Source organism: Pantoea sp. LS15, from assembly GCF_012241585.1.
Lineage (GTDB): Bacteria > Pseudomonadota > Gammaproteobacteria > Enterobacterales > Enterobacteriaceae > Enterobacter.
On sequence record NZ_JAAVXA010000002.1, the window covers coordinates 161,919 to 183,766 of the forward strand.

The 21,848-nt window shown below is 56.7% G+C and carries 24 protein-coding genes; 22 read left to right on the forward strand and 2 right to left on the reverse strand.

Annotation, left to right across the window (positions count from 1 at the left end; translation table 11 throughout):
* Positions 1-8 precede the first annotated feature (8 nt).
* The 14 genes from eutT to eutR all read left to right on the forward strand — a co-directional run bounded on the left by eutT (position 9) and on the right by eutR (position 13,257).
* Positions 9-812 carry an ethanolamine utilization cob(I)yrinic acid a,c-diamide adenosyltransferase EutT gene (gene eutT, locus HED65_RS04175; protein WP_114977564.1) on the forward strand — a complete coding sequence of 268 codons (804 nt, stop codon included), beginning with the start codon at positions 9-11 and terminating at the stop codon, positions 810-812.
* On the forward strand, positions 809-1,825 hold the full coding sequence (gene pta, locus HED65_RS04180) for a phosphate acetyltransferase (RefSeq protein WP_114977565.1): 1,017 nt from the start codon (positions 809-811) through the stop codon (positions 1,823-1,825). Before eutT ends, pta begins: the two co-directional genes overlap by 4 nt.
* Positions 1,826-1,865: 40 nt before the next feature.
* Positions 1,866-2,159: an ethanolamine utilization microcompartment protein EutM gene (eutM, locus tag HED65_RS04185; RefSeq protein ID WP_114977566.1), complete on the forward strand. Its 294-nt coding sequence runs from the start codon at positions 1,866-1,868 to the stop codon at positions 2,157-2,159.
* 114 nt (positions 2,160-2,273) lie between these two features.
* Entirely contained in the window at positions 2,274-2,561 is a 288-nt protein-coding gene (eutN, locus tag HED65_RS04190; protein WP_016153954.1) for an ethanolamine utilization microcompartment protein EutN, read from the forward strand.
* 11 nt (positions 2,562-2,572) lie between these two features.
* Entirely contained in the window at positions 2,573-3,976 is a 1,404-nt protein-coding gene (locus HED65_RS04195; protein ID WP_114977567.1) for an aldehyde dehydrogenase family protein, read from the forward strand.
* 12 nt (positions 3,977-3,988) lie between these two features.
* Positions 3,989-4,828, forward strand: a complete 840-nt coding sequence (eutJ, locus tag HED65_RS04200) for an ethanolamine utilization protein EutJ (protein ID WP_114977813.1) — start codon at positions 3,989-3,991, stop codon at positions 4,826-4,828.
* Positions 4,818-6,005 carry an ethanolamine utilization ethanol dehydrogenase EutG gene (gene eutG / locus HED65_RS04205; RefSeq protein ID WP_114977568.1) on the forward strand — a complete coding sequence of 396 codons (1,188 nt, stop codon included), beginning with the start codon at positions 4,818-4,820 and terminating at the stop codon, positions 6,003-6,005. The genes eutJ and eutG overlap by 11 nt, the downstream gene beginning before the upstream one ends.
* 26 nt (positions 6,006-6,031) lie before the next feature.
* Positions 6,032-7,264: an ethanolamine utilization protein EutH gene (gene eutH, locus HED65_RS04210; RefSeq protein WP_114977569.1), complete on the forward strand. Its 1,233-nt coding sequence runs from the start codon at positions 6,032-6,034 to the stop codon at positions 7,262-7,264.
* Positions 7,261-8,664, forward strand: a complete 1,404-nt coding sequence (eutA, locus tag HED65_RS04215; protein WP_114977570.1) for an ethanolamine ammonia-lyase reactivating factor EutA — start codon at positions 7,261-7,263, stop codon at positions 8,662-8,664. Before eutH ends, eutA begins: the two co-directional genes overlap by 4 nt.
* 11 nt (positions 8,665-8,675) lie before the next feature.
* Complete coding sequence (gene eutB, locus HED65_RS04220; RefSeq protein ID WP_114977571.1) at positions 8,676-10,037, forward strand: ethanolamine ammonia-lyase subunit alpha; 1,362 nt, start codon at positions 8,676-8,678, stop codon at positions 10,035-10,037.
* Between the two features lie 20 nt (positions 10,038-10,057).
* A complete protein-coding gene (gene eutC, locus HED65_RS04225; protein ID WP_114977572.1) occupies positions 10,058-10,954 on the forward strand; it encodes an ethanolamine ammonia-lyase subunit EutC in 897 nt (298 codons plus the stop codon).
* A 9-nt stretch (positions 10,955-10,963) separates the two neighbouring features.
* On the forward strand, positions 10,964-11,623 hold the full coding sequence (gene eutL, locus HED65_RS04230) for an ethanolamine utilization microcompartment protein EutL (protein ID WP_114977573.1): 660 nt from the start codon (positions 10,964-10,966) through the stop codon (positions 11,621-11,623).
* Positions 11,624-11,634: 11 nt separating this feature from the next.
* Positions 11,635-12,156, forward strand: a complete 522-nt coding sequence (eutK, locus tag HED65_RS04235; RefSeq protein WP_114977574.1) for an ethanolamine utilization microcompartment protein EutK — start codon at positions 11,635-11,637, stop codon at positions 12,154-12,156.
* Between the two features lie 48 nt (positions 12,157-12,204).
* The gene (gene eutR, locus HED65_RS04240; RefSeq protein WP_114977575.1) at positions 12,205-13,257 is read left to right on the forward strand and encodes an HTH-type transcriptional regulator EutR; all 1,053 of its coding nucleotides are present in this window, start codon (positions 12,205-12,207) and stop codon (positions 13,255-13,257) included.
* Between the two features lie 42 nt (positions 13,258-13,299).
* Here eutR and hemF read toward each other — a convergent pair whose 3' ends face one another.
* Together hemF and amiA are read right to left on the reverse strand one after the other, a co-directional pair.
* The gene (hemF, locus tag HED65_RS04245) at positions 13,300-14,199 is read right to left on the reverse strand and encodes an oxygen-dependent coproporphyrinogen oxidase (protein ID WP_114977576.1); all 900 of its coding nucleotides are present in this window, start codon (positions 14,197-14,199) and stop codon (positions 13,300-13,302) included.
* Complete coding sequence (gene amiA, locus HED65_RS04250; RefSeq protein ID WP_023308739.1) at positions 14,199-15,074, reverse strand: N-acetylmuramoyl-L-alanine amidase AmiA; 876 nt, start codon at positions 15,072-15,074, stop codon at positions 14,199-14,201. The genes hemF and amiA overlap by 1 nt, the downstream gene beginning before the upstream one ends.
* Positions 15,075-15,286: 212 nt before the next feature.
* Between amiA and HED65_RS04255 the strand changes: the two genes are divergently transcribed.
* From HED65_RS04255 to cysA, 8 genes are all read left to right on the forward strand, one after another.
* Positions 15,287-15,712, forward strand: coding sequence for a GNAT family acetyltransferase (locus tag HED65_RS04255; RefSeq protein ID WP_023308738.1), 426 nt, complete (start codon positions 15,287-15,289; stop codon positions 15,710-15,712).
* Positions 15,699-16,148, forward strand: a complete 450-nt coding sequence (locus HED65_RS04260; RefSeq protein ID WP_114977577.1) for a DUF2919 domain-containing protein — start codon at positions 15,699-15,701, stop codon at positions 16,146-16,148. Before HED65_RS04255 ends, HED65_RS04260 begins: the two co-directional genes overlap by 14 nt.
* Positions 16,149-16,211: 63 nt before the next feature.
* Positions 16,212-16,787, forward strand: coding sequence for an RpoE-regulated lipoprotein (locus HED65_RS04265; protein WP_114977578.1), 576 nt, complete (start codon positions 16,212-16,214; stop codon positions 16,785-16,787).
* A gap of 92 nt (positions 16,788-16,879) precedes the next feature.
* Positions 16,880-17,779, forward strand: a complete 900-nt coding sequence (locus tag HED65_RS04270; protein WP_114977579.1) for a Dyp-type peroxidase — start codon at positions 16,880-16,882, stop codon at positions 17,777-17,779.
* Positions 17,780-17,934: 155 nt separating this feature from the next.
* Positions 17,935-18,948 carry a sulfate ABC transporter substrate-binding protein gene (locus HED65_RS04275; protein ID WP_028016161.1) on the forward strand — a complete coding sequence of 338 codons (1,014 nt, stop codon included), beginning with the start codon at positions 17,935-17,937 and terminating at the stop codon, positions 18,946-18,948.
* A complete protein-coding gene (cysT, locus tag HED65_RS04280; protein ID WP_114977580.1) occupies positions 18,948-19,781 on the forward strand; it encodes a sulfate/thiosulfate ABC transporter permease CysT in 834 nt (277 codons plus the stop codon). Before HED65_RS04275 ends, cysT begins: the two co-directional genes overlap by 1 nt.
* A complete protein-coding gene (gene cysW / locus HED65_RS04285) occupies positions 19,781-20,656 on the forward strand; it encodes a sulfate/thiosulfate ABC transporter permease CysW (RefSeq protein ID WP_114977581.1) in 876 nt (291 codons plus the stop codon). Before cysT ends, cysW begins: the two co-directional genes overlap by 1 nt.
* On the forward strand, positions 20,646-21,740 hold the full coding sequence (gene cysA / locus HED65_RS04290) for a sulfate/thiosulfate ABC transporter ATP-binding protein CysA (protein ID WP_114977582.1): 1,095 nt from the start codon (positions 20,646-20,648) through the stop codon (positions 21,738-21,740). The genes cysW and cysA overlap by 11 nt, the downstream gene beginning before the upstream one ends.
* The last annotated feature ends 108 nt before the right edge of the window (positions 21,741-21,848 follow it).

Consider the following 21,848-nt stretch of genomic DNA (forward strand, 5'->3'; position numbering starts at 1 on the left):
GCGGATGTATGAAGGATTTCATTACCGAAGCATGGCTCAGAGCGAATCATACGCTCAGCGAAGGGGCTGAAATTCATCTCCCCGCTGATGCTCGCCTGACGCCGTCTGCCCGGGAATTACTGGAAAGCCGACATCTGCGCATTAAGTTTATTGACGAGCAGGGAAGCCTGTTTATTGATGACGAAGAACAACAGCTGCAGCCGGTGCATGGGTTAACCAGCAGCGATACGCATCCACAGGCCAACTGCGAATTGTGTCATCAACCGGTGGCGAAGAAACCCGACACGCTGACGCATCTGACGGCGGACAAGATGGTTGCCAAAAGCGATCCGCGCCTGGGATTTCGCGCCGCGCTGGACAGCACCATCGCGCTGACCGTGTGGTTGCAGATAGAACTGTTGGAACCGTGGCAGCCGTGGCTTTCGGATATTCGCTCGCGCCTGGGCAACATTATGCGCGCCGATGCGATGGACGAGCTACTGGCCGCACAAGCCATCGTTGGCTTAAGCGACGAAGATTTACACCGCCTTTCGCATCAGCCGCTGCGCTATCTGGACCACGACCATCTGGTACCGGAAGCCTGCCACGGACGTGATTGTGCGCTGCTGAACCTGCTGCGTACCAAAGTCCGTGAAACCGAGACGGTGGCGGCCCGGGTTTTCATCTCTCGTCGTTTTGACGTTATGCGACCGGACATCATGCAGGCGCTCAACCGCCTTTCCAGTACGGTCTACGTGATGATGATTCTGAGCGTGTCGAAGCGCCCACTGACGGTTAGCCAAATTCAACAGCGACTGGGGGAGAAGCCATGATCGTTGAACGTGCTCGCCAACTCGCCCACCGCGCACCGGCACGTGTGGTGTTCCCGGATGCGCTGGATGTTCGGGTACTGCAGGCGGCAAATTACCTGCACCAGCACCGTCTGGCGCATCCCATTCTCGTCGCCAGCCCGTTTGCGCTACGCCAGTTTGCGCTTAGCCATCGCGTAGCCATGGACGGTATTCAGATTATTGATCCACAAAGTAATGTACAGATGCGTGAAGCGTTTGCCCTGCGCTGGCTGGCGCGTGCGGGCGAAAAAACACCGCCGGATGCGCGAGAAAAGCTCAACGATCCGCTGATGTTTGCCGCCGCGATGGTCAGTGCCGGCAAAGCTGATGTGTGTATTGCGGGCAACCTGTCGTCAACGGCAAACGTGCTGCGCGCAGGATTGCGCATTATTGGATTACAGCCTGGCTGCAAAACGCTGTCGTCAATTTTCCTGATGCTACCGCAGTACCTCGGGCCGTCATTAGGGTTTGCCGATTGCAGCGTTGTGCCACAACCCACCGCGGCACAGCTGGCGGACATCGCCATCGCCAGCGCTGAAACCTGGAAGGCGATCACAGGTGAAGAGCCGCGCGTGGCCATGCTGTCATTTTCAAGTAATGGCAGCGCTCGCCATCCCAACGTCGCTAACGTGCAGCAGGCGACGGAGATTGTTCGTGAGCGGGTCCCTCAGCTTATCGTGGATGGCGAACTGCAATTTGATGCCGCCTTTGTTCCGGATGTCGCTGCACAGAAAGCGCCCGCCAGTCCGTTAAAGGGCAATGCCAACGTGATGGTCTTCCCGTCGCTGGAGGCAGGCAATATTGGCTACAAAATCGCTCAGCGTCTGGGGGGGTATCGTGCCGTTGGTCCGTTGATTCAGGGACTTGCCGCACCGCTTCATGACCTCTCTCGCGGCTGTAGCGTACAGGAAATTATCGAACTGGCGTTGGTGGCAGCGGTGCCGCGCCAGACTGACGTGAGTCGTGAAAACGCCTCGAACACACTGGTTGTATAAGGTCCCGTTCTGGACCCCTTTGACTTAAGAGGAAAGCAAAATGGAAGCATTAGGAATGATTGAAACCCGGGGCCTGGTTGCACTGATTGAGGCTTCTGACGCAATGGTTAAAGCGGCACGCGTGAAACTGGTTGGCGTGAAGCAGATCGGCGGCGGTCTGGTCACTGCTATGGTCCGTGGCGACGTAGCGGCATGTAAAGCGGCAACGGACGCAGGTGCTGCGGCTGCACAGCGTATTGGCGAGCTGGTTTCCGTACACGTAATCCCGCGTCCGCATGGCGATCTGGAAGAGGTGTTCCCGATCGGCTTTAAAGGCGACAGCAACGACATGTAAGTCGTCCATGTGACGCCACACGCTTCATTGCTGGCGTCACCCTCTCTCCTTTTCACATTACCTTCTGCGGAGGGTAGGGGGAGGTTTTACCTGAAATATGCCACGGAGGTGCGTATGAAGCTGGCAATCGTCACAGGACAAATTGTTTGTACCGTACGCCATCAGGGGCTCGCGCACGACAAGTTGCTGATGGTGGAAATGATTGATGCCTGCGGTAATCCCGACGGGCAGTGTGCTGTTGCTATCGACAGTATCGGGGCGGGAACCGGGGAGTGGGTGCTGCTGGTCAGCGGAAGCTCAGCCCGTCAGGCGCACCGTAACGAATCATCACCTGTCGATCTGTGCGTGATTGGCATCGTCGATGAAGTGGTGGCAGGTGGCCAGGTGATCTTCCATAAATAAGGCAGAAAATCATGAATCAACAGGATATTGAACAGGTCGTGAAAGCGGTGCTGCTGAAAATGAAAGACAGCAGCCAGCCCGTCAGTGCCGTTCAAGAAATGGGCGTTTTTGCCTCCCTGGATGACGCAGTGGCGGCAGCAAAACTGGCCCAGCAGGGGCTGAAAAGCGTCGCTATGCGTCAGTTGGCTATTGCGGCTCTGCGTGAGGCGGGCGAAAAGCACGCCAGAGAATTAGCGGAACTTGCCGTCACAGAAACCGGCATGGGACGCGTTGAAGATAAATTCGCCAAAAACGTGGCACAGGCGCGAGGCACGCCAGGGGTGGAATGCCTGTCTCCGCAGGTCCTGACCGGCGATAACGGCCTGACGCTGATTGAAAATGCGCCGTGGGGTGTGGTGGCCTCGGTGACGCCGTCCACCAATCCGGCCGCGACCGTTATTAACAACGCCATCAGCCTGATTGCCGCTGGCAACAGCGTGGTCTTCGCACCGCATCCGGCGGCTAAAGGCGTGTCTCAGCGCGCTATCACTCTGCTCAACCAGGCGGTTGTTGCCGCAGGCGGCCCGGTCAACCTGCTGGTTACCGTTGCCAATCCGGATATTGAAACCGCCCAGCGTCTGTTTAAGTACCCAGGCATCGGCCTGCTGGTCGTGACCGGCGGTGAAGCCGTCGTGGATGCCGCGCGTAAGCACACCAACAAGCGTCTTATTGCCGCCGGTGCGGGTAATCCGCCGGTGGTGGTGGATGAAACGGCCGACCTGGCGCGCGCGGCGCAGTCGATCGTCAAAGGTGCGTCGTTTGACAACAACATCATCTGCGCCGATGAAAAAATCCTGATCGTCGTGGACAGCGTTGCCGACGAACTGATGCGCCTGATGGAAAGCCAGCACGCGGTGAAACTGACTGCGGCTCAGGCCGAACAGCTGCAACCCGTGCTGCTGAAAAATATCGATGAGCGCGGTAAAGGCACGGTAAGTCGTGACTGGGTAGGCCGCGATGCAGGAAAAATCGCTGCGGCGATAGCTCTGAACGTACCGGAGCAAACCCGGCTGTTATTCGTCGAAACCTCAGCGACGCATCCGTTTGCCGTCACCGAACTGATGATGCCGGTTCTACCGGTCGTGCGGGTCGCCAACGTCGATGAAGCCATTGAGCTGGCGGTCAGGCTTGAAGGCGGCTGCCACCATACGGCGGCGATGCATTCGCGCAATATCGACAACATGAACCGCATGGCAAACGCCATTGATACCAGCATTTTTGTCAAGAACGGACCGTGTATTGCGGGGCTTGGGCTCGGCGGCGAAGGCTGGACCACGATGACCATTACCACGCCAACCGGGGAAGGGGTGACCAGCGCGCGTACCTTTGTGCGTCTGCGGCGCTGTGTGTTGGTGGACGCCTTCAGAATTGTATAAGGAGTAGAAATGATGGCGCACGACGAACAACGTTGGCTGACACTCAGGCTGCTAAAAGCGGCAACGCTATGTAACCAGACGCCTGCTGCGTGCGATTCGCCGCTGTGGCTGGGCGTTGATTTGGGAACCTGTGATGTGGTGTCGATGGTTGTCGACAGTGACGGAGAGCCGGTTGCGGTTTGCCTGGACTGGGCCGATGTCGTGCGCGATGGCATCGTCTGGGATTTCATCGGCGCGGTGACCATCGTTCGTCGCCATCTCGATACGCTCGAACAACAGCTGGGCTGCCGCTTTACCCATGCGGCAACTTCGTTTCCGCCGGGGACGGACCCGCGAATTTCGATAAACGTGCTGGAGTCTGCCGGGCTTGAAGTGAGTCATGTGCTCGACGAGCCGACCGCGGTGGCGAACCTGTTGCAGCTCGATAACGCTGGCGTGGTGGATATCGGTGGCGGTACCACCGGGATTGCCATTGTGAAGCGGGGCAATGTGGCCTGGTCCGCCGATGAAGCGACTGGCGGGCATCACATTTCGCTGACGCTGGCCGGGAATCGTCGCATCTCGCTGGAGGACGCCGAGCAGTACAAGCGCAGTAACGGCAAAGAAATCTGGCCGGTGGTTAAGCCGGTCTACGAAAAGATGGCGGAAATCGTGGCTCACCATATAGCCGGCCATGACGTCGCTGACTTGTGGCTGGCCGGCGGCTCCTGTATGCAGCCGGGTGTTGACGAACTGTTCCGCAAGCGTTTCCCGGCGCTGCAGGTGCATCTACCCCAGCACAGCCTGTTTATGACTCCGCTGGCGATTGCCAACAGCGGAAAAGAAAAAGCGGAAGGAATCTATGCAAGCTGAATTGCAGGCCGCGCTCTTTCAGGCATTCGATACCCTGAATCTGCAACGCGTAAAAACGTTTAGCGTTCCACCGGTTACGTTATGCGGTCCGGGAGCGCTTAGCACCTGCGGACAGGAAGCACAAACGCGCGGACTGACGCATATGTTCGTCATGGTTGATAGCTTCCTGCATCAGGCGGGGATGACCGTCGCACTGGAGCGCAGCCTTGCGATGAAAGGCTTGGCGATGACGCTATGGCCATGTCCGGTGGGCGAACCGTGCATTACGGACGTCTGCGCGGCGGTCGCGCAACTGCGTGAATCGAAGTGCGATGGCGTGGTGGCCTTAGGCGGGGGGTCCGTACTGGATGCCGCAAAGGCAGTGGCATTGCTGGTGACCAACCCCACGCAAACGCTGGCTGACATGACGGAGCACAGCGTGCTGCGCCCGCGCCTGCCGCTGATTGCTGTGCCAACGACCGCCGGAACGGGCTCAGAAACCACTGACGTCACGGTGATTATCGACGCCGCGACGGGACTTAAACAGGTGCTGGCCCACGCAACCCTGATGCCGGATGTGGCGATCCTTGACGCCGCGCTGACGGAAGGTGTGCCTGCACACGTTACGGCGATGACCGGGATCGATGCGCTGACGCACGCCGTTGAAGCGTATAGCGCGCTGAACGCGACGCCCTTTACCGACAGCCTGGCGATTGGCGCGATTGCGATGATCGGTAAATCGCTGCCGAAGGCCGTCGGATACGGTCAGGATCTGGCGGCGCGGGAAAGCATGCTGTTGGCGTCCTGCATGGCGGGAATGGCGTTTTCCAGCGCGGGATTGGGTTTGTGTCATGCGATGGCGCACCAGCCGGGCGCTGCGCTGCACATCCCGCACGGACAGGCTAACGCCATGCTGCTGCCCACGGTCATGGGGTTTAACCGCATGGTGTGTCGTGAGCGCTTTAGCCACATCGGACGGGCGCTGACTCACAAGAAGTCGGATGACCGCGATGCCATCAACGCCGTCAGCGAGTTGATTAGCGAAGTGGGCCAGACCAAACGACTCTCTGACGTTGGGGCAAAACCCGAGCATTACAGCGCATGGGCACACGCCGCGCTGGAGGATATTTGTATTCGCAGTAACCCACGCACCGCCACGCAGGCCGACATTATCGCGTTGTATGCGGCGGCACAATAAGACACATATGACAGGGAGTGAAGGTTATGGGAATTAACGAAATCATCATGTACATCATGATGTTCTTTATGCTGATTGCCGCCGTGGACAGGATCCTGTCGCAGTTTGGCGGTTCGGCGCGCTTCCTCGGTAAGTTCGGTAAGAGTATTGAGGGTTCGGGCGGCCAGTTTGAGGAAGGTTTTATGGCGATGGGCGCGCTGGGCCTGGCGATGGTCGGTATGACCGCGCTGGCACCGGTACTGGCGCATGTGCTCGGGCCGGTGATTATTCCACTGTACGAAATGCTCGGCGCGAACCCATCGATGTTTGCCGGTACGCTGCTGGCGTGCGATATGGGCGGCTTTTTCCTGGCCAAAGAACTGGCGGGCGGCGACGTTGCGGCGTGGCTGTACTCTGGCCTGATCCTCGGGGCGATGATGGGTCCGACGCTGGTCTTCTCCATTCCGGTTGCGCTGGGGATTATTGAACCCTCCGACCGTCGTTATCTGGCGCTGGGCGTGCTGGCCGGTATTGTCACCATTCCGATTGGCTGTATTGCGGGTGGTTTGATTGCGATGTATTCAGGCGTGGAAATTAACGGTCAACCGGTGGAGTTCACCTTTGCGCTGATCCTGATGAACATGATCCCGGTGCTGATCGTCGCCGTGCTGGTGGCGCTGGGACTGAAATTCATCCCGGAAAAAATGATCAACGGCTTCCAGATCTTCGCAAAGTTCCTCGTGGCGCTGATCACCCTCGGTCTGGCGGCCGCGGTGATCAAATTCCTGCTCGGCTGGGAGCTGATCCCGGGTCTTGATCCTATCTTCATGGCACCGGGAGACAAGCCGGGTGAAGTGATGCGCGCCATAGAAGTTATCGGTTCTATCTCATGTGTGCTGCTGGGCGCTTACCCGATGGTGCTGCTGCTGACCCGCTGGTTTGAAAAACCGCTGATGAGCGTCGGCAAGCTATTAAACGTTAATAACATTGCGGCTGCGGGCATGGTCGCGACGCTAGCCAACAACATCCCTATGTTCGGCATGATGAAGAATATGGATACCCGCGGCAAAGTGATCAACTGCGCCTTTGCGGTCTCTGCGGCCTTTGCTCTGGGTGACCACTTAGGCTTCGCTGCCGCCAACATGAACGCCATGATCTTCCCAATGATTGTCGGCAAGCTGATCGGCGGCGTGACGGCGATTGGCGTGGCTATGCTGTTAGTACCGAAAGACGAAGATGTTCCGGCACCCGCAGAAACTCATCCGGAGGCGCAATCGTGAAGACTCGCCAGCTACTGAGCGTCGGTATCGATATCGGCACCACCACCACTCAGGTGATCTTCTCGCGCCTTGAGCTGGTCAACCGTGCAGCAGTGTCGCAGGTGCCGCGCTACGAATTCATCAAACGCGAAATTAGCTGGCAAAGCCCGGTGTTCTTTACCCCCGTTGATAAGCAGGGCGGGTTGAAAGAGGCCGAACTTAAGGCGCTGATCCTCGACCAGTATCAGGCGGCGGGCATCAAGCCTGAGGCCGTCGATTCCGGTGCGATCATCATTACTGGCGAAAGCGCCAAAACCCGCAACGCGCGACCCGCGGTGATGACGCTCTCCCAGTCGCTGGGGGATTTCGTGGTTGCCAGCGCCGGTCCCCATCTGGAATCGGTGATTGCCGGTCACGGCGCGGGGGCGCAAACCCTGTCTGAGCAGACGTTATGCCGCGTACTGAATATCGACATTGGTGGCGGTACGTCGAACTACGTCCTTTTCGATGCCGGAAAGATCAGCGGCTCGGCCTGCCTGAACGTTGGTGGACGGCTGCTGGAAACGGACGGTCAGGGCCGAGTGGCGCATGCGCATCAGCCGGGACAGAAGATTGTTGATGACGTATTTGGTCCAGGTACTGATGCCCGAACCCTCAATTCGACGCAGCTTGTTCAGGTGGCCCGACGGATGGCGTCGCTGATTGTCGAGGTGATTGACGGCACGCTTTCACCGCTGGCGCAGGCGCTGATGCAAACCGGTTTACTGCCAGCGGGCGTGAAGCCTGAAGTGATTACCTTGTCCGGCGGGGTGGGTGAATGCTACCGCAACCAGCCTGCCGATCCGTTCTGTTTTTCCGATATCGGGCCGCTGCTCGCTACGGCGCTGCATGAACATCCGCGTCTGCGCGAGATGAACGTGCAGTTCCCGGCGCAAACCGTGCGCGCCACGGTGATTGGCGCCGGAGCGCATACGCTGTCGCTTTCGGGCAGCACTATCTGGCTGGAGGGGGTGACGCTTCCACTGCGCAATCTGCCGGTGGCGATTCCGGTTGATGAGGCTGATTTGGTTGCCGCATGGCAGCAGGCGCTGATGCAGCTCGATCTGGATCCGCAAACGGACGCCTATGTGCTGGCGCTGCCAGGTTCGCTGCCGGTGCGCTACGCCGCGCTGTTAACGGTGATTGATGCGCTACTGGCCTTTTTCGCGCGCTATCCGAATCCGCATCCCCTGCTGGTGGTAGCCGAGCAGGATTTTGGTAAAGCCCTGGGCATGCTGTTACGCCCACAGTTACAGCAACACCCGCTGGCGGTCATCGATGAGGTGGTTGTCCAGGCGGGGGACTATATCGACATTGGTACGCCTCTTTTTGGCGGATCGGTTGTGCCGGTGACGGTGAAATCACTCGCATTTCCTTCCTGAGGGAACGACTTATGAAACTAAAGACCACATTGTTCGGCAATGTTTATCAGTTTAAGGATGTGAAAGAGGTGCTGGCAAAAGCCAACGAACTGCGTTCGGGGGATGTGCTGGCAGGGGTCGCGGCAGCCAGTTCGCAGGAGCGCGTGGCGGCCAAGCAGGTACTGTCGGAAATGACGGTGGCGGATATTCGCAATAACCCGGTGATTTCCTATGAAGAGGACTGCGTGACGCGTCTGATTCAGGATGACGTCAACGAAACGGCCTATAGCCGCATCAAAAACTGGAGCATCAGCGAACTGCGCGAGTACGTGTTGAGCGATGAAACGTCCGTTGATGACATTGCGTTTATGCGCAAAGGGTTGACATCAGAAGTGGTCGCTGCGGTAGCAAAAATCTGCTCTAACGCGGACCTGATCTACGGCGGTAAGAAAATGCCGGTAATCAAAAAGGCCAACACGACCATTGGTCTGCCGGGCACCTTTAGCTGTCGTTTGCAGCCAAACGACACCCGTGATGACGTGCAAAGTATTGCCGCACAAATCTACGAAGGGCTCTCGTTCGGTGCGGGTGATGCGGTAATAGGCGTAAACCCGGTAACGGATGACGTGGAAAACTTAAGCCGCGTACTGGATACCGTGTACGGCGTTATCGACAAATTCAACATTCCAACCCAGGGCTGCGTGCTGGCGCACGTTACCACTCAGATCGAAGCGATTCGTCGCGGCGCGCCGGGCGGGCTGATTTTCCAGAGCATCTGCGGCAGCGAAAAAGGCTTAAAAGAGTTCGGCGTTGAGCTGGCGATGCTGGATGAAGCACGCGCAGTGGGCGCGGAGTTCAACCGGATTGCGGGGGAAAACTGCCTGTACTTCGAAACCGGGCAAGGGTCTGCGCTTTCTGCTGGCGCGAACTTCGGTGCAGATCAGGTGACGATGGAAGCGCGTAACTACGGGCTGGCGCGTCACTACGATCCGTTCCTGGTGAACACCGTAGTGGGCTTTATCGGGCCGGAGTATCTGTACAACGACCGGCAGATTATTCGCGCAGGCTTAGAAGATCACTTCATGGGCAAGCTGAGCGGCATCTCAATGGGCTGCGACTGCTGTTACACCAACCATGCGGATGCTGACCAGAACCTTAACGAAAACCTGATGATTCTGCTCGCCACCGCTGGCTGCAACTACATCATGGGCATGCCGCTCGGTGACGACATCATGCTCAACTACCAGACCACCGCTTTCCACGACACCGCGACCGTGCGCCAGTTGCTGAACCTGCGTCCGTCGCCGGAGTTTGAACGCTGGCTGGAAACTATGGGCATTATGGCAAACGGTCGCCTGACCAAACGGGCGGGCGATCCGTCACTGTTCTTCTGATGACGCGGGGATGACACACGATGGATCAAAAACAGATTGAAGAAATTGTACGCAGTGTTATGGCGTCAATGGGCGAGTCACAGCCACAGGCGCAAGCGCCGTCACCAGAAGCGAAATGCAGTACTACGCAGTGCGCGGCACCAGCGGGTGAAAGCTGTGCGATGGATTTAGGCTCCGCCGAGGCCAAAGCGTGGATTGGCGTTGAGAACCCGCACCGCGCAGAGGTGTTGACCGAGCTGCGCCGCAACACCGCCGCGCGTGTATGTACCGGCCGTGCTGGTCCACGCCCGCGCACTCAGGCGCTACTGCGTTTCCTGGCCGATCACTCGCGTTCAAAAGACACGGTGTTGAAAGAAGTGCCGGAAGAGTGGGTAAAAGCCCAGGGGCTGCTGGAAGTACGCTCGGAAATCAGTGACAAGAACCTGTACCTGACGCGCCCGGATCTGGGGCGTCGTCTGAGTGCGGAAGCCGTTGAAGCGCTGAAATCACAGTGTGTAATGAACCCGGATGTGCAGGTGATTATCTCTGATGGCCTGTCTACCGACGCCATCACCGCCAACTATGAAGAGATCCTGCCGCCGCTGTTGTCAGGGTTAAAACAGGCCGGGTTAAAGGTCGGGACGCCGTTCTTTGTTCGCTATGGTCGCGTGAAAATCGAAGATCAGATTGGCGAACTGCTGGGCGCGAAAGCCGTGATCCTGCTGGTTGGGGAACGTCCGGGCCTTGGTCAGTCTGAAAGCCTTTCCTGCTACGCCGTCTATTCACCGCGCGTGGCGACGACCGTTGAAGCTGACCGTACCTGTATCTCGAATATTCATCAGGGCGGTACGCCACCGGTTGAAGCGGCGGCGGTAATTGTGGATTTGGCCAAACGCATGCTGGAGCAAAAAGCCTCCGGCATCAATATGACCCGTTAAGGAGGCATCATGCCAGCATTAGATTTGATTAGACCTTCAGTCACCGCAATGCGCGTGATCGCCTCGGTAAATGACGGTTTTGCTCGAGAACTTAAATTACCGCCCCACGTACGTAGCCTCGGACTCATCACAGCAGATTCTGATGACATGGCGTATATTGCCGCAGACGAAGCGACAAAACAGGCAATGGTCGAAGTGGTTTATGGCCGCTCGCTGTATGCCGGCGCGGCGCACAGCCCCTCTCCAACCTCGGGCGAAGTGCTGATTATGCTCGGAGGGCCAAACCCGGCCGAAGTTCGCGCAGGTCTGGACGCGATGGTGGCCAATATTGAAAGCGGTGCCGCGTTCCAGTGGGCGAATGACGCAGAAGATACCGCTTTCTTGGCACACGTGGTTTCGCGTACCGGCTCATATCTTTCGGCGACGGCGGGATGCCGACCTGGCGATCCGATGGCGTATCTGGTGGCGCCGCCGCTGGAAGCAACATTTGGTATTGATGCTGCGCTGAAGTCTGCCGATGTGCAGCTGGTGACTTATGTGCCACCGCCGTCAGAAACCAACTACTCGGCGGCGTTTTTGACCGGTAGCCAGGCTGCCTGTAAAGCTGCCTGTAACGCCTTTGCTGATGCCGTGCTGGATATTGCCCGTAATCCTGTTCAGCGCGCGTAAGAGAGGTTGTGATGATCAATGCACTGGGATTACTGGAAGTGGATGGCATGGTGGCTGCCGTAGACGCGGCGGATGCCATGCTGAAAGCCGCGAACGTGCGTCTGCTTAGCCACGAAGTGCTCGATCCTGGCCGGCTGACACTGGCGGTGGAAGGCGATCTGGCGGCATGCCGCGCAGCGCTGGATGCCGGCAGCGCCGCCGCAGCGCGTACGGGTCGTGTTATCAGCCGTAAGGAAATAGGCCGGCCGGACGATGACACCCAGTGGCTGATCGGCGGTTTTACACGCCAGCCGAAGAAACCAGAACAGAAGCCCGAAGTGAAAACAGACGTTACTACGCTGAATACCTCCTTGACGTCTGACTCCTCTGAGCAGCTTATGACGTTGTTGGCATCGGTCCGTCAAGGAATGACGGCAGGGGAAGTGGCTGCCCACTTTGGCTGGTCTCTTGATGAGGCCCGAAAGGCGCTGGAACAGCTCTTTTCTCACGGAGCGTTGCGTAAACGCAGTAGTCGCTATCGCTTAAAAAATTAACCTGTCGGAGGGCCGGTGGCGTCGTTGGCGCTTCCGGCTTAAAAGATCATGAAAAAGACCCGAACTGCAAACCTGCACCATCTTTATCATGAAGCATTACCCGAAGACGTTAAACTTACGCCGAAAGTTGAGGTGGACAACGTTCACCAGCGGCGCACAACGGATGTGTATGAGCATGCGCTGACGATTACCGCCTGGCAGCAGATCTACGACCAGCTGCATCCGGGAAAATTTCATGGCGAGTTCACGGAAATCCTGCTCGATGATATTCAGGTGTTCCGTGAATACACCGGGCTGGCGCTGCGTCAGTCGTGTCTTGTCTGGCCGAACTCATTCTGGTTTGGTATTCCGGCCACGCGCTGCGAACAGGGATTTATTGGCACCCAGTGTCTGGGTAACGCTGAAATTGCGACCCGCCCGGGCGGGACGGAGTTTGAACTGAGTACGCCGGATGATTACACCATTCTGGGTGTCGTTATTTCAGAAGAGGCGATTGCCCGTCAGGCCAACTTCCTGCATAACCCGGAAAGGGTGCTGCATATGCTGCGCAGTCAGTCGGCGCTGGAGGTGAAAGAACAGCACAAAGCTGCCCTGTGGGGATTCGTGCAGCAGGCGCTGGCGACATTTAGTGAGAAGCCGGAGAACCTCCATCAACCTGCGGTACGCAAGGTGCTGGGCGATAACCTGCTGCTGGCGATGGGCACAATGCTGGAAGACGCACAGCCGATAATCACGGCCGAGAGCATCAGCCATCAGAGCTATCGTCGCCTGCTGTCGCGTGCGCGCGAATATGTGCTGGAAAATATGTCAGAGCCACTGACCGTACTCGATCTGTGTAATCAGTTGCACGTCAGCCGTCGAACGTTGCAAAACGCCTTTCATACGATACTCGGAATCGGTCCAAATTCCTGGTTAAAACGTATTCGTCTGAACGCCGTGCGTCGCGAACTGATAAGCCCATGGTCGCAAAGCGCGACGGTAAAAGATGCCGCCATGCAGTGGGGATTCTGGCATTTGGGACAGTTTGCCACCGACTACCAGCAATTGTTTGCGGAGAAACCGTCGTTGACGCTGCATCAGCGTATGCGCCAGTGGGCGTGATGACATTAGCGTGCAAAATGCGATGCTAATGTCATCAGGCAATTACACCCAGTCGCGGATCTGAATAAACTCGCTAAGGGCGGCTTCTGGGCTGTTCGCTTCCGGATGCCAGTCATATTCCCAACGCACCAGCGGCGGCATCGACATCAAAATGGATTCCGCGCGCCCGCCGGTCTGAAGGCCGAAAAGCGTCCCGCGATCCCAGACCAGGTTGAACTCCACATAGCGCCCGCGGCGATAAAGCTGGAATTCGCGTTCACGTACGCCATAGTCGGTGCTTTTACGGCGTTCGACGATGGGCATATACGCGTCGGTATAGCCTTCGCCCACCGCGCGCATAAAGCTGAACGCGGTATCAAAATCAGGTGTGTTTAAATCGTCAAAGAACAGTCCGCCAATGCCGCGCTGCTCGTCGCGGTGCTTCAGGTAAAAGTAGTCATCGCACCACTTTTTATATTTCGGGTAGACGTCTTCGCCAAACGGCAGACAAAGATCCCGTGCGGTGGTGTGCCAGTGCACGGCATCCTCTTCGAAGCCGTAGTAGGGGGTGAGGTCAAAACCGCCGCCAAACCACCAGACTGGATCGGCCCCTGGTTTTTCCGCAATGAAAAAGCGCACATTGGCGTGGCTGGTCGGCACAAACGGGTTGTGCGGATGCACCACCAGCGAGACGCCCATCGCTTCGAAACTGCGGCCTGCCAGTTCAGGACGATGCGCGGTTGCTGACGCGGGCATCGCGTCACCATGAACGTGCGAGAAATTGACGCCAGCTTGTTCAAAGATACCGCCGTTACGCAGTACCCGACTGCGCCCACCGCCACCGGCTTCACGCTGCCAGTTATCTTCCTGAAATTCACCGCCGTCTGCGGCGGCCAGTTTCTGGCAAATCTCATCCTGCAGCTGTAGCAGGAAGGCTTTGACCAGTTGAGCATTGGGTTTCATCAACGTTTCCTGGAGTGCGCTTTTTGGTTATCGAACCAGTTGAAGTAACTGATAATGCCGGAAGCGATAGCGTTGGCAATCTTCTGGCGAAACGCCGTGGTGCCGAGCAGGCGTTCTTCCTCCGGGTTGGTGATAAAGGAGGTTTCCACCAGCACGGACGGGATGGACGGTGACTTCAGCACCACAAACGCCGCCTGCTCGGTGCCTTTACTGTGCAGACGATGCACTGGCTTAATCTTCTTCAGAATATGCGAGCCGAGCGTCAGGCTGTTTTTGATCGTGTCGGTCTGCACGAGGTCAAACAGCACCTGCTGTAAAAGGTGATCTTTATCGGTGGCTTTCTTCCCGGCAACTTCATCTGCCCGGTTTTCGCGATCCGAGAGATATTTCGCCATGGCGCTACTGGCGCCACGGTTAGAAAGCGCAAACACTGAGGCACCAGCCGCAGAAGGGTTGGTAAAGCCGTCGGCGTGAATCGACATAAACAGGTCTGCCCCGTGCTGATGGGCGATCTCCACGCGGTCATACAGCGGAATAAAGGTGTCGCCGGAGCGCGTCAGGCGGGCGTCAATGCCGTTACTGCGTAAAATCGCGCGCACATTTTTTGCAATCGCGAGCACGACGTGTTTTTCTTTCGAACCGTTTTTGCCGATGGCGCCGGTATCAATCCCGCCATGGCCCGGGTCAAGCATCACCAGACGCTTTGCGCCCGGCTTTTTGGTCTTCGGCTTACTGTGTCCGTTACTGGTTTTGAGCGTGCTCTCGTCTTTTGCCTGAGCCTGCTTTGCGATGCCCGTTAACGTTAAGGCCGCCAGCCCCGCTTTGAGAACCTGACGACGCGATGTGAGTGCTTTTAATGGTTTGAATGTGCTCATGCGGCCTGAATTGTAAAAATTGGAGTCCTGGTGTTATATCGTATCGTGATTGGCGTTACGACAGTCCTTATTGGCAATTGTTTTACTTTTCATTTCAATACGTGACAAAGTGACATTATGCCAAGTTTTGGTGAGATTTTCCCCGGTTATTGGCTAAACGAGAGGTTCACGCCATAATCACTGTTTTTAAACCCGAAAAGGCGGTTAATACCATGGAGATACGCGTTTTTCGCCAGGAAGATTTCGAAGAGGTGATCACCCTTTGGGAGCGCTGCGATCTGCTGCGTCCGTGGAACGATCCGGAAATGGATATCGAGCGGAAGGTGAATCACGATGTCAGTCTGTTTCTGGTTGCGGAAGTAAATGGCGAGGTGGTGGGGACGGTAATGGGCGGTTACGACGGTCATCGTGGGTCGGCCTATTATCTGGGCGTTCACCCGGAATATCGTGGTCGTGGCATTGCCAATGCTTTGCTTAATCGTCTTGAGAAAAAGCTCATTGCCCGCGGTTGCCCGAAAATTCAGATCATGGTGCGGGAAGATAACGACGTTGTGCTGGGCATGTATGAGCGTCTGGGCTATGAGCATTCTGACGTGTTGAGTTTAGGAAAACGTCTGATCGAAGATGAAGAGTACTGAGATCCATCCGGCTGATTATGACGCGCAGGGCCGCGTCAGGCTGCCCTTTTTATTCTGGTGCGTTCTGCTGCTCCAGGCCCGCACCTGGGTACTGTTTGTGATGGCTGGTGCGTCGCGCGGGCAGGGCGACACACTGCTGAATCTCTTTTACCCCGATCACGATGCGTTCTGGCTCGGCTTATTGCCGGGTGTTCCTGCTGTGGTGGCTTTTTTATGCAGCGGACGGCGGCATATGATCCCACGTCTGTGGGGGGCGCTTCGCGGGTTGCTGATCCTCGCCCAGATTGCGCTACTCTGCTGGCAACCCGTACTCTGGTGGTACGGTGAACCGCTTACGGGCATCGGTATTGCGCTGGTGGTTGCGGATATTGTGGCGCTGCTGTGGCTGCTGACCAACCCGCGTTTTCGCGCCTGTTTTACGCATCAGGATGATTAATACGGCACTTTTTGCCGATGTCGCACTCCAACAAGCGTTGATTTAACAAGTAAGGACGTTTCAATGAAATCGCTGCGTTTACTTTTATGCGCTCTCCCGCTGGCGTTAACCGGGTGTTCAACGCTCTCATCCATTAACTGGTCCGCTGCGTATCCGTGGAACTGGTTTGGCTCATCAACGGAAGTGACCGAGCAGGGCGTGGGAAAAATTACCGCCGCAACAGCGCTGGATCAGAATGCTATTCAGGATGCGCTCAGCAGCGATTACCGCCTGCGCAGCGGCATGAAAACGGAGAATGGCAATATTGTTCGCTATTACGAAGCGCTGAAGGGCGACAAGCTGGCGCTGGTGATTAACGGTGATAAAGGCACGGTGAACCGCATTGCGGTGCTGGATGACGCTATTCCCACGGCAAGTGGTGTGAAGGTCGGTACACTGTTTAGCGATCTCTATAAACAGGCTTTCGGCAACTGTGCAAACGCCTCTTCTGACGATGGCGTGGCTGTGGAATGTAAAGCTGAGGGCAGCCAGCACATTAGTTACATCTTCACTGGAACCTGGAGCGGTCCGGAAGGATTGATGCCGTCTGACGACACGCTGAAAAACTGGAAAGTGAGCAAAATTATCTGGAAGCAGTAATTTGCGCCGGAACAAACCGCCCCGATGAAATCAGGGTATAATACCCGCCATCAATGCCACGTTGTCGTGGCATCTTTATTTCAGGAGGAGCGATGTCTCAGGTTCAGAGTGGCATTTTGCCAGAACACTGCCGCGCGGCGATTTGGATTGAAGCCAATGTTAAAGGGGACGTGGATGCCCTGCGTGCGGCCAGTAAAGTATTCGTCGATAAACTGACTACCTTCCAGGCCAAATTCCCGGATGCTCACCTCGGTGCCGTTGTCGCCTTTGGCAACAACGTCTGGCGTCAGTTGAGCGGTGGCGAAGGGGCTGAAGAGCTGAAGGACTTTATCCCTTACGGTAAAGGTCTTGCGCCAGCGACACAATACGATGTGCTGATCCACATTCTCTCTCTGCGTCACGATGTGAATTTCTCGGTTGCCCAGGCGGCAGTCGCGGCGTTTGGCGACAGCATTGAGGTGCAGGAAGAAGTTCACGGCTTCCGCTGGGTGGAAGAACGTGATCTGAGCGGCTTTGTCGACGGTACCGAAAACCCGGCAGGTGAAGAGACGCGTCGTGAAGTCGCGGTGATCAAAGACGGTGTGGACGCGGGCGGCAGTTATGTGTTCGTCCAGCGCTGGGAGCACAACCTCAAGCAGCTTAACCGCATGAGCGTACACGACCAGGAGATGATGATCGGCCGTACCAAAGAAGCCAACGAAGAGATTGACGGCGATGAGCGTCCGGCTACTTCCCACTTGACCCGTGTTGACCTCAAAGAAGACGGCAAAGGCCTGAAAATTGTTCGCCAGAGCCTGCCGTATGGCACGGCTAGCGGCACACACGGCCTCTACTTCTGCGCGTACTGTGCGCGTCTGTACAACATTGAACAGCAGCTGCTGAGCATGTTTGGCGATACCGACGGTAAGCGCGACGCCATGCTGCGCTTTACCAAACCGGTGACCGGCGGTTATTACTTCGCGCCGTCCGTGGAGCGTCTGCTGGCGCTGTAATTGCCTTTCCCCCTTTCCCTCAAGGGAGAGGGGATTTACCCTTATTCTCTTTTCTGCTTGTAAATCACCAAACGGTATATAAAACCGTTACTCCTTTCGTCCTCGTTATAAATATTATGACTATAAGATAGTCATCACATTTATAAGGGTGCGCAATGGCCGTTACTGTACTGAAAAAAGGAACTCTGGCGCTGGCAGGTTTACTGCTGGTGGCACAGGCGCAGGCGACTGAGTTGCTTAACAGCTCATACGATGTCTCACGCGAGCTGTTTGCCGCCCTTAATCCACCGTTTGAACAGCAGTGGGCGAAAGAAAACAATGGCGATAAGCTGACCATCAAGCAGTCTCACGCCGGTTCGTCCAAGCAGGCGCTGGCAATCCTCCAGGGGCTGAAAGCGGATGTGGTGACCTACAACCAGGTGACTGACGTGCAGATCCTGCACGACAAGGGCAAGCTGATCCCGGCAGACTGGCAGAGCCGTCTGCCGAACAACAGCTCCCCGTTCTACTCCACCATGGGCTTCCTGGTGCGTAAGGGCAACCCGAAGAACATCCACGACTGGAGCGACCTGGTGCGTTCTGACGTGAAGCTGATTTTCCCGAACCCGAAAACCTCCGGCAATGCGCGTTATACCTATCTGGCGGCGTGGGGCGCAGCGGACAAGGCTGACGGTAACGATAAAGCCAAAACCGAGCAGTTCATGACCCAGTTCCTGAAAAACGTCGAAGTATTTGATACCGGCGGACGCGGGGCGACCACGACCTTCGCTGAACGCGGTCTCGGCGATGTGCTGATCAGTTTTGAATCGGAAGTGAACAATATTCGTAAGCAATACGAAGCGCAGGGTTTTGAGGTTGTTATCCCGAAAACCAATATTCTGGCTGAGTTCCCGGTGGCGTGGGTGGATAAAAACGTGCAGGCGAACGGTACCGAGAAAGCGGCAAAAGCTTATTTAAACTACCTGTACAGCCCGCAGGCACAGACTGTCATTACCGATTACTACTACCGTGTGAATAACCCGGATGTGATGAACAAACTGAAAGATAAATTCCCGCAGACCGAACTGTTCCGCGTGGAAGACCATTTCGGCTCCTGGCCTGATGTGATGAAAACGCATTTTGCCAGCGGCGGTGAGTTAGACAAATTGCTGGCGGCGGGGCGTAAGTAATGTTTGCAGTTTCCTCCAGACGCGTGCTTCCAGGCTTTACCTTAAGCCTCGGGACCAGCCTGTTGTTCGTCTGTCTGATTTTGTTGTTGCCGCTCAGCGCGCTGGTAATGCAGCTCGCTCAGATGAGCTGGGCGCAATACTGGGAAGTGATTACTAACCCGCAGGTGGTGGCGGCCTATAAAGTCACGTTGCTGTCGGCATTTGTCGCCTCAATGTTTAACGGTGTATTTGGCTTGCTGATGGCGTGGATCTTAACCCGCTATCGCTTCCCGGGCCGCACGTTGCTTGACGCGTTAATGGATTTACCGTTTGCACTGCCGACTGCCGTAGCAGGTTTAACGCTGGCATCGCTGTTTTCGGTTAACGGTTTTTACGGTGAGTGGCTGGCGAAGTTTGATATCAAAGTAACCTATACCTGGCTCGGTATTGCTGTCGCGATGGCCTTTACCAGTATCCCGTTTGTGGTGCGTACCGTACAGCCAGTGCTGGAAGAGTTAGGCCCTGAATATGAAGAAGCGGCGGAAACGCTGGGCGCTACACGCTGGCAGAGCTTCCGCAAGGTCGTTCTGCCGGAGCTGTCTCCGGCGTTGATGGCCGGTGTCGCGCTGTCGTTTACCCGTAGCCTCGGTGAGTTTGGTGCGGTGATTTTCATCGCCGGAAACATCGCCTGGAAAACAGAAGTCACCTCGCTGATGATTTTCATCCGTTTGCAGGAGTTTGATTATCCGGCGGCGAGCGCCATTGCCTCGGTGATTCTGGCAGCCTCGCTGCTGCTGCTGTTCTCGATTAACACTCTGCAAAGTCGCTTTGGTCGACGTGTGGTAGGTCACTGATGGCGGAAGTTACTCAATTGAAGCGTTATGACGCCCCCCGTGTTAACTGGGGAAAATGGTTACTGATCGGGACGGGTGTGCTGGTTTCCGCGTTTATTCTTGTTGTCCCGATGGTCTATATCTTTGTTCAGGCATTCAGCAAAGGGCTGATGCCTGCGCTGGAAAACCTCGCCAACCCGGATATGTTGCACGCCATCTGGTTGACCGTATTGATTGCGCTGATCACCGTGCCGGTCAACCTGGTATTTGGTACGTTGCTGGCCTGGCTGGTGACGCGCTTTAATTTCCCTGGACGTCAGTTACTGCTGACTCTGCTGGACATTCCTTTCGCCGTGTCACCGGTGGTGGCGGGCCTGGTGTACCTGCTCTTTTACGGCTCCAACGGCCCATTGGGCGGTTGGCTGGATGAGCATAACCTGCAGATCATGTTCGCCTGGCCGGGCATGGTGCTGGTCACCATCTTCGTGACCTGTCCGTTTGTAGTGCGTGAGTTGGTACCGGTGATGTTGAGCCAGGGGAGCAACGAAGACGAAGCGGCGGTGCTGCTGGGCGCGTCAGGCTGGCAGATGTTCCGCCGTGTAACGCTGCCGAATATCCGCTGGGCGCTGCTCTACGGCGTGGTGCTGACCAACGCCAGAGCGATTGGCGAGTTTGGTGCGGTATCGGTGGTATCCGGCTCGATTCGCGGTGAAACCTTGTCGCTGCCGTTACAGATTGAATTACTGGAACAGGACTACAACACCGTCGGTTCCTTTACTGCCGCAGCGTTGCTGACGCTGATGGCGATTTTGACCCTGTTTTTGAAGAGTGTGGTGCAGTGGCGTTTAGAGAATCAGGAAAAACGTCAGCACCAGGAGGGAAATCATGAGCATTGAGATTGCCAATATTAAGAAGTCTTTTGGTCGCACCCAGGTGCTGAATGATATCTCGCTGGATATCCCTTCCGGACAAATGGTGGCGCTGCTGGGGCCGTCTGGCTCAGGAAAAACGACACTGCTGCGTATTATTGCCGGGCTTGAGCATCAGACCAGCGGGCATATCCGCTTCCACGGTACCGACGTGAGCCGCTTGCACGCCCGCGACCGTAAGGTGGGGTTTGTATTCCAGCACTACGCGTTGTTCCGCCACATGACCGTATTCGACAACATCGCGTTTGGTCTGACCGTGCTGCCACGGCGTGAACGCCCGGATGCGGCAACCATTAAAGCGAAAGTGACCAAACTGCTGGAAATGGTTCAGCTTTCCCATCTGGCGGACCGTTTCCCTGCACAACTGTCCGGCGGGCAGAAGCAGCGCGTTGCACTGGCACGTGCGCTGGCCGTTGAGCCGCAAATTCTGCTGCTGGATGAACCTTTCGGCGCGCTGGATGCGCAGGTGCGTAAAGAACTGCGTCGCTGGCTGCGTCAGCTCCATGAAGAGTTGAAATTTACCAGCGTCTTCGTAACCCACGATCAGGAAGAGGCGATGGAAGTCGCTGACCGCGTGGTGGTCATGAGCCAGGGGAATATTGAGCAGGTTGATGAACCCGAGCAGCTGTGGCGTGAACCGGCGACCCGTTTTGTGCTGGAGTTTATGGGCGAGGTGAACCGTCTGCAGGGCACCATTCGTGGGGGCCAATTCCATGTTGGCGCGCACCGCTGGCCGCTGGGCTATACCTCTGCGCATCAGGGCCCGGTCGACCTGTTCCTGCGCCCGTGGGAAGTGGACGTCAGCCGTCGCACCAGCCTGGATTCACCGCTGCCGGTACAAGTACTGGAAGCTAGCCCTAAAGGGCACTACACCCAATTGGTGGTACAACCGCTGGGCTGGTATACCGAGCCGCTGACCGTGGTCATGCGCGATGACGTGCCGCCGCACCGGGGAGAACGCCTGTTTGTCGGTCTGCAACATGCGCGTATTTATCACGGGAAGGAACGCATTGAGACGCGCGAGGATATTGCTCTGGCAGAGACGGCCTGATAGGTTATTAGGATGTTTATCGCCCGGTGGCGCTGCGCTTCCCGGGCCTACAGTTATCACTGCGTCTTGTAGGCCGGGATCGCTGCGCGCGCCCCGGCTTTTTTATTG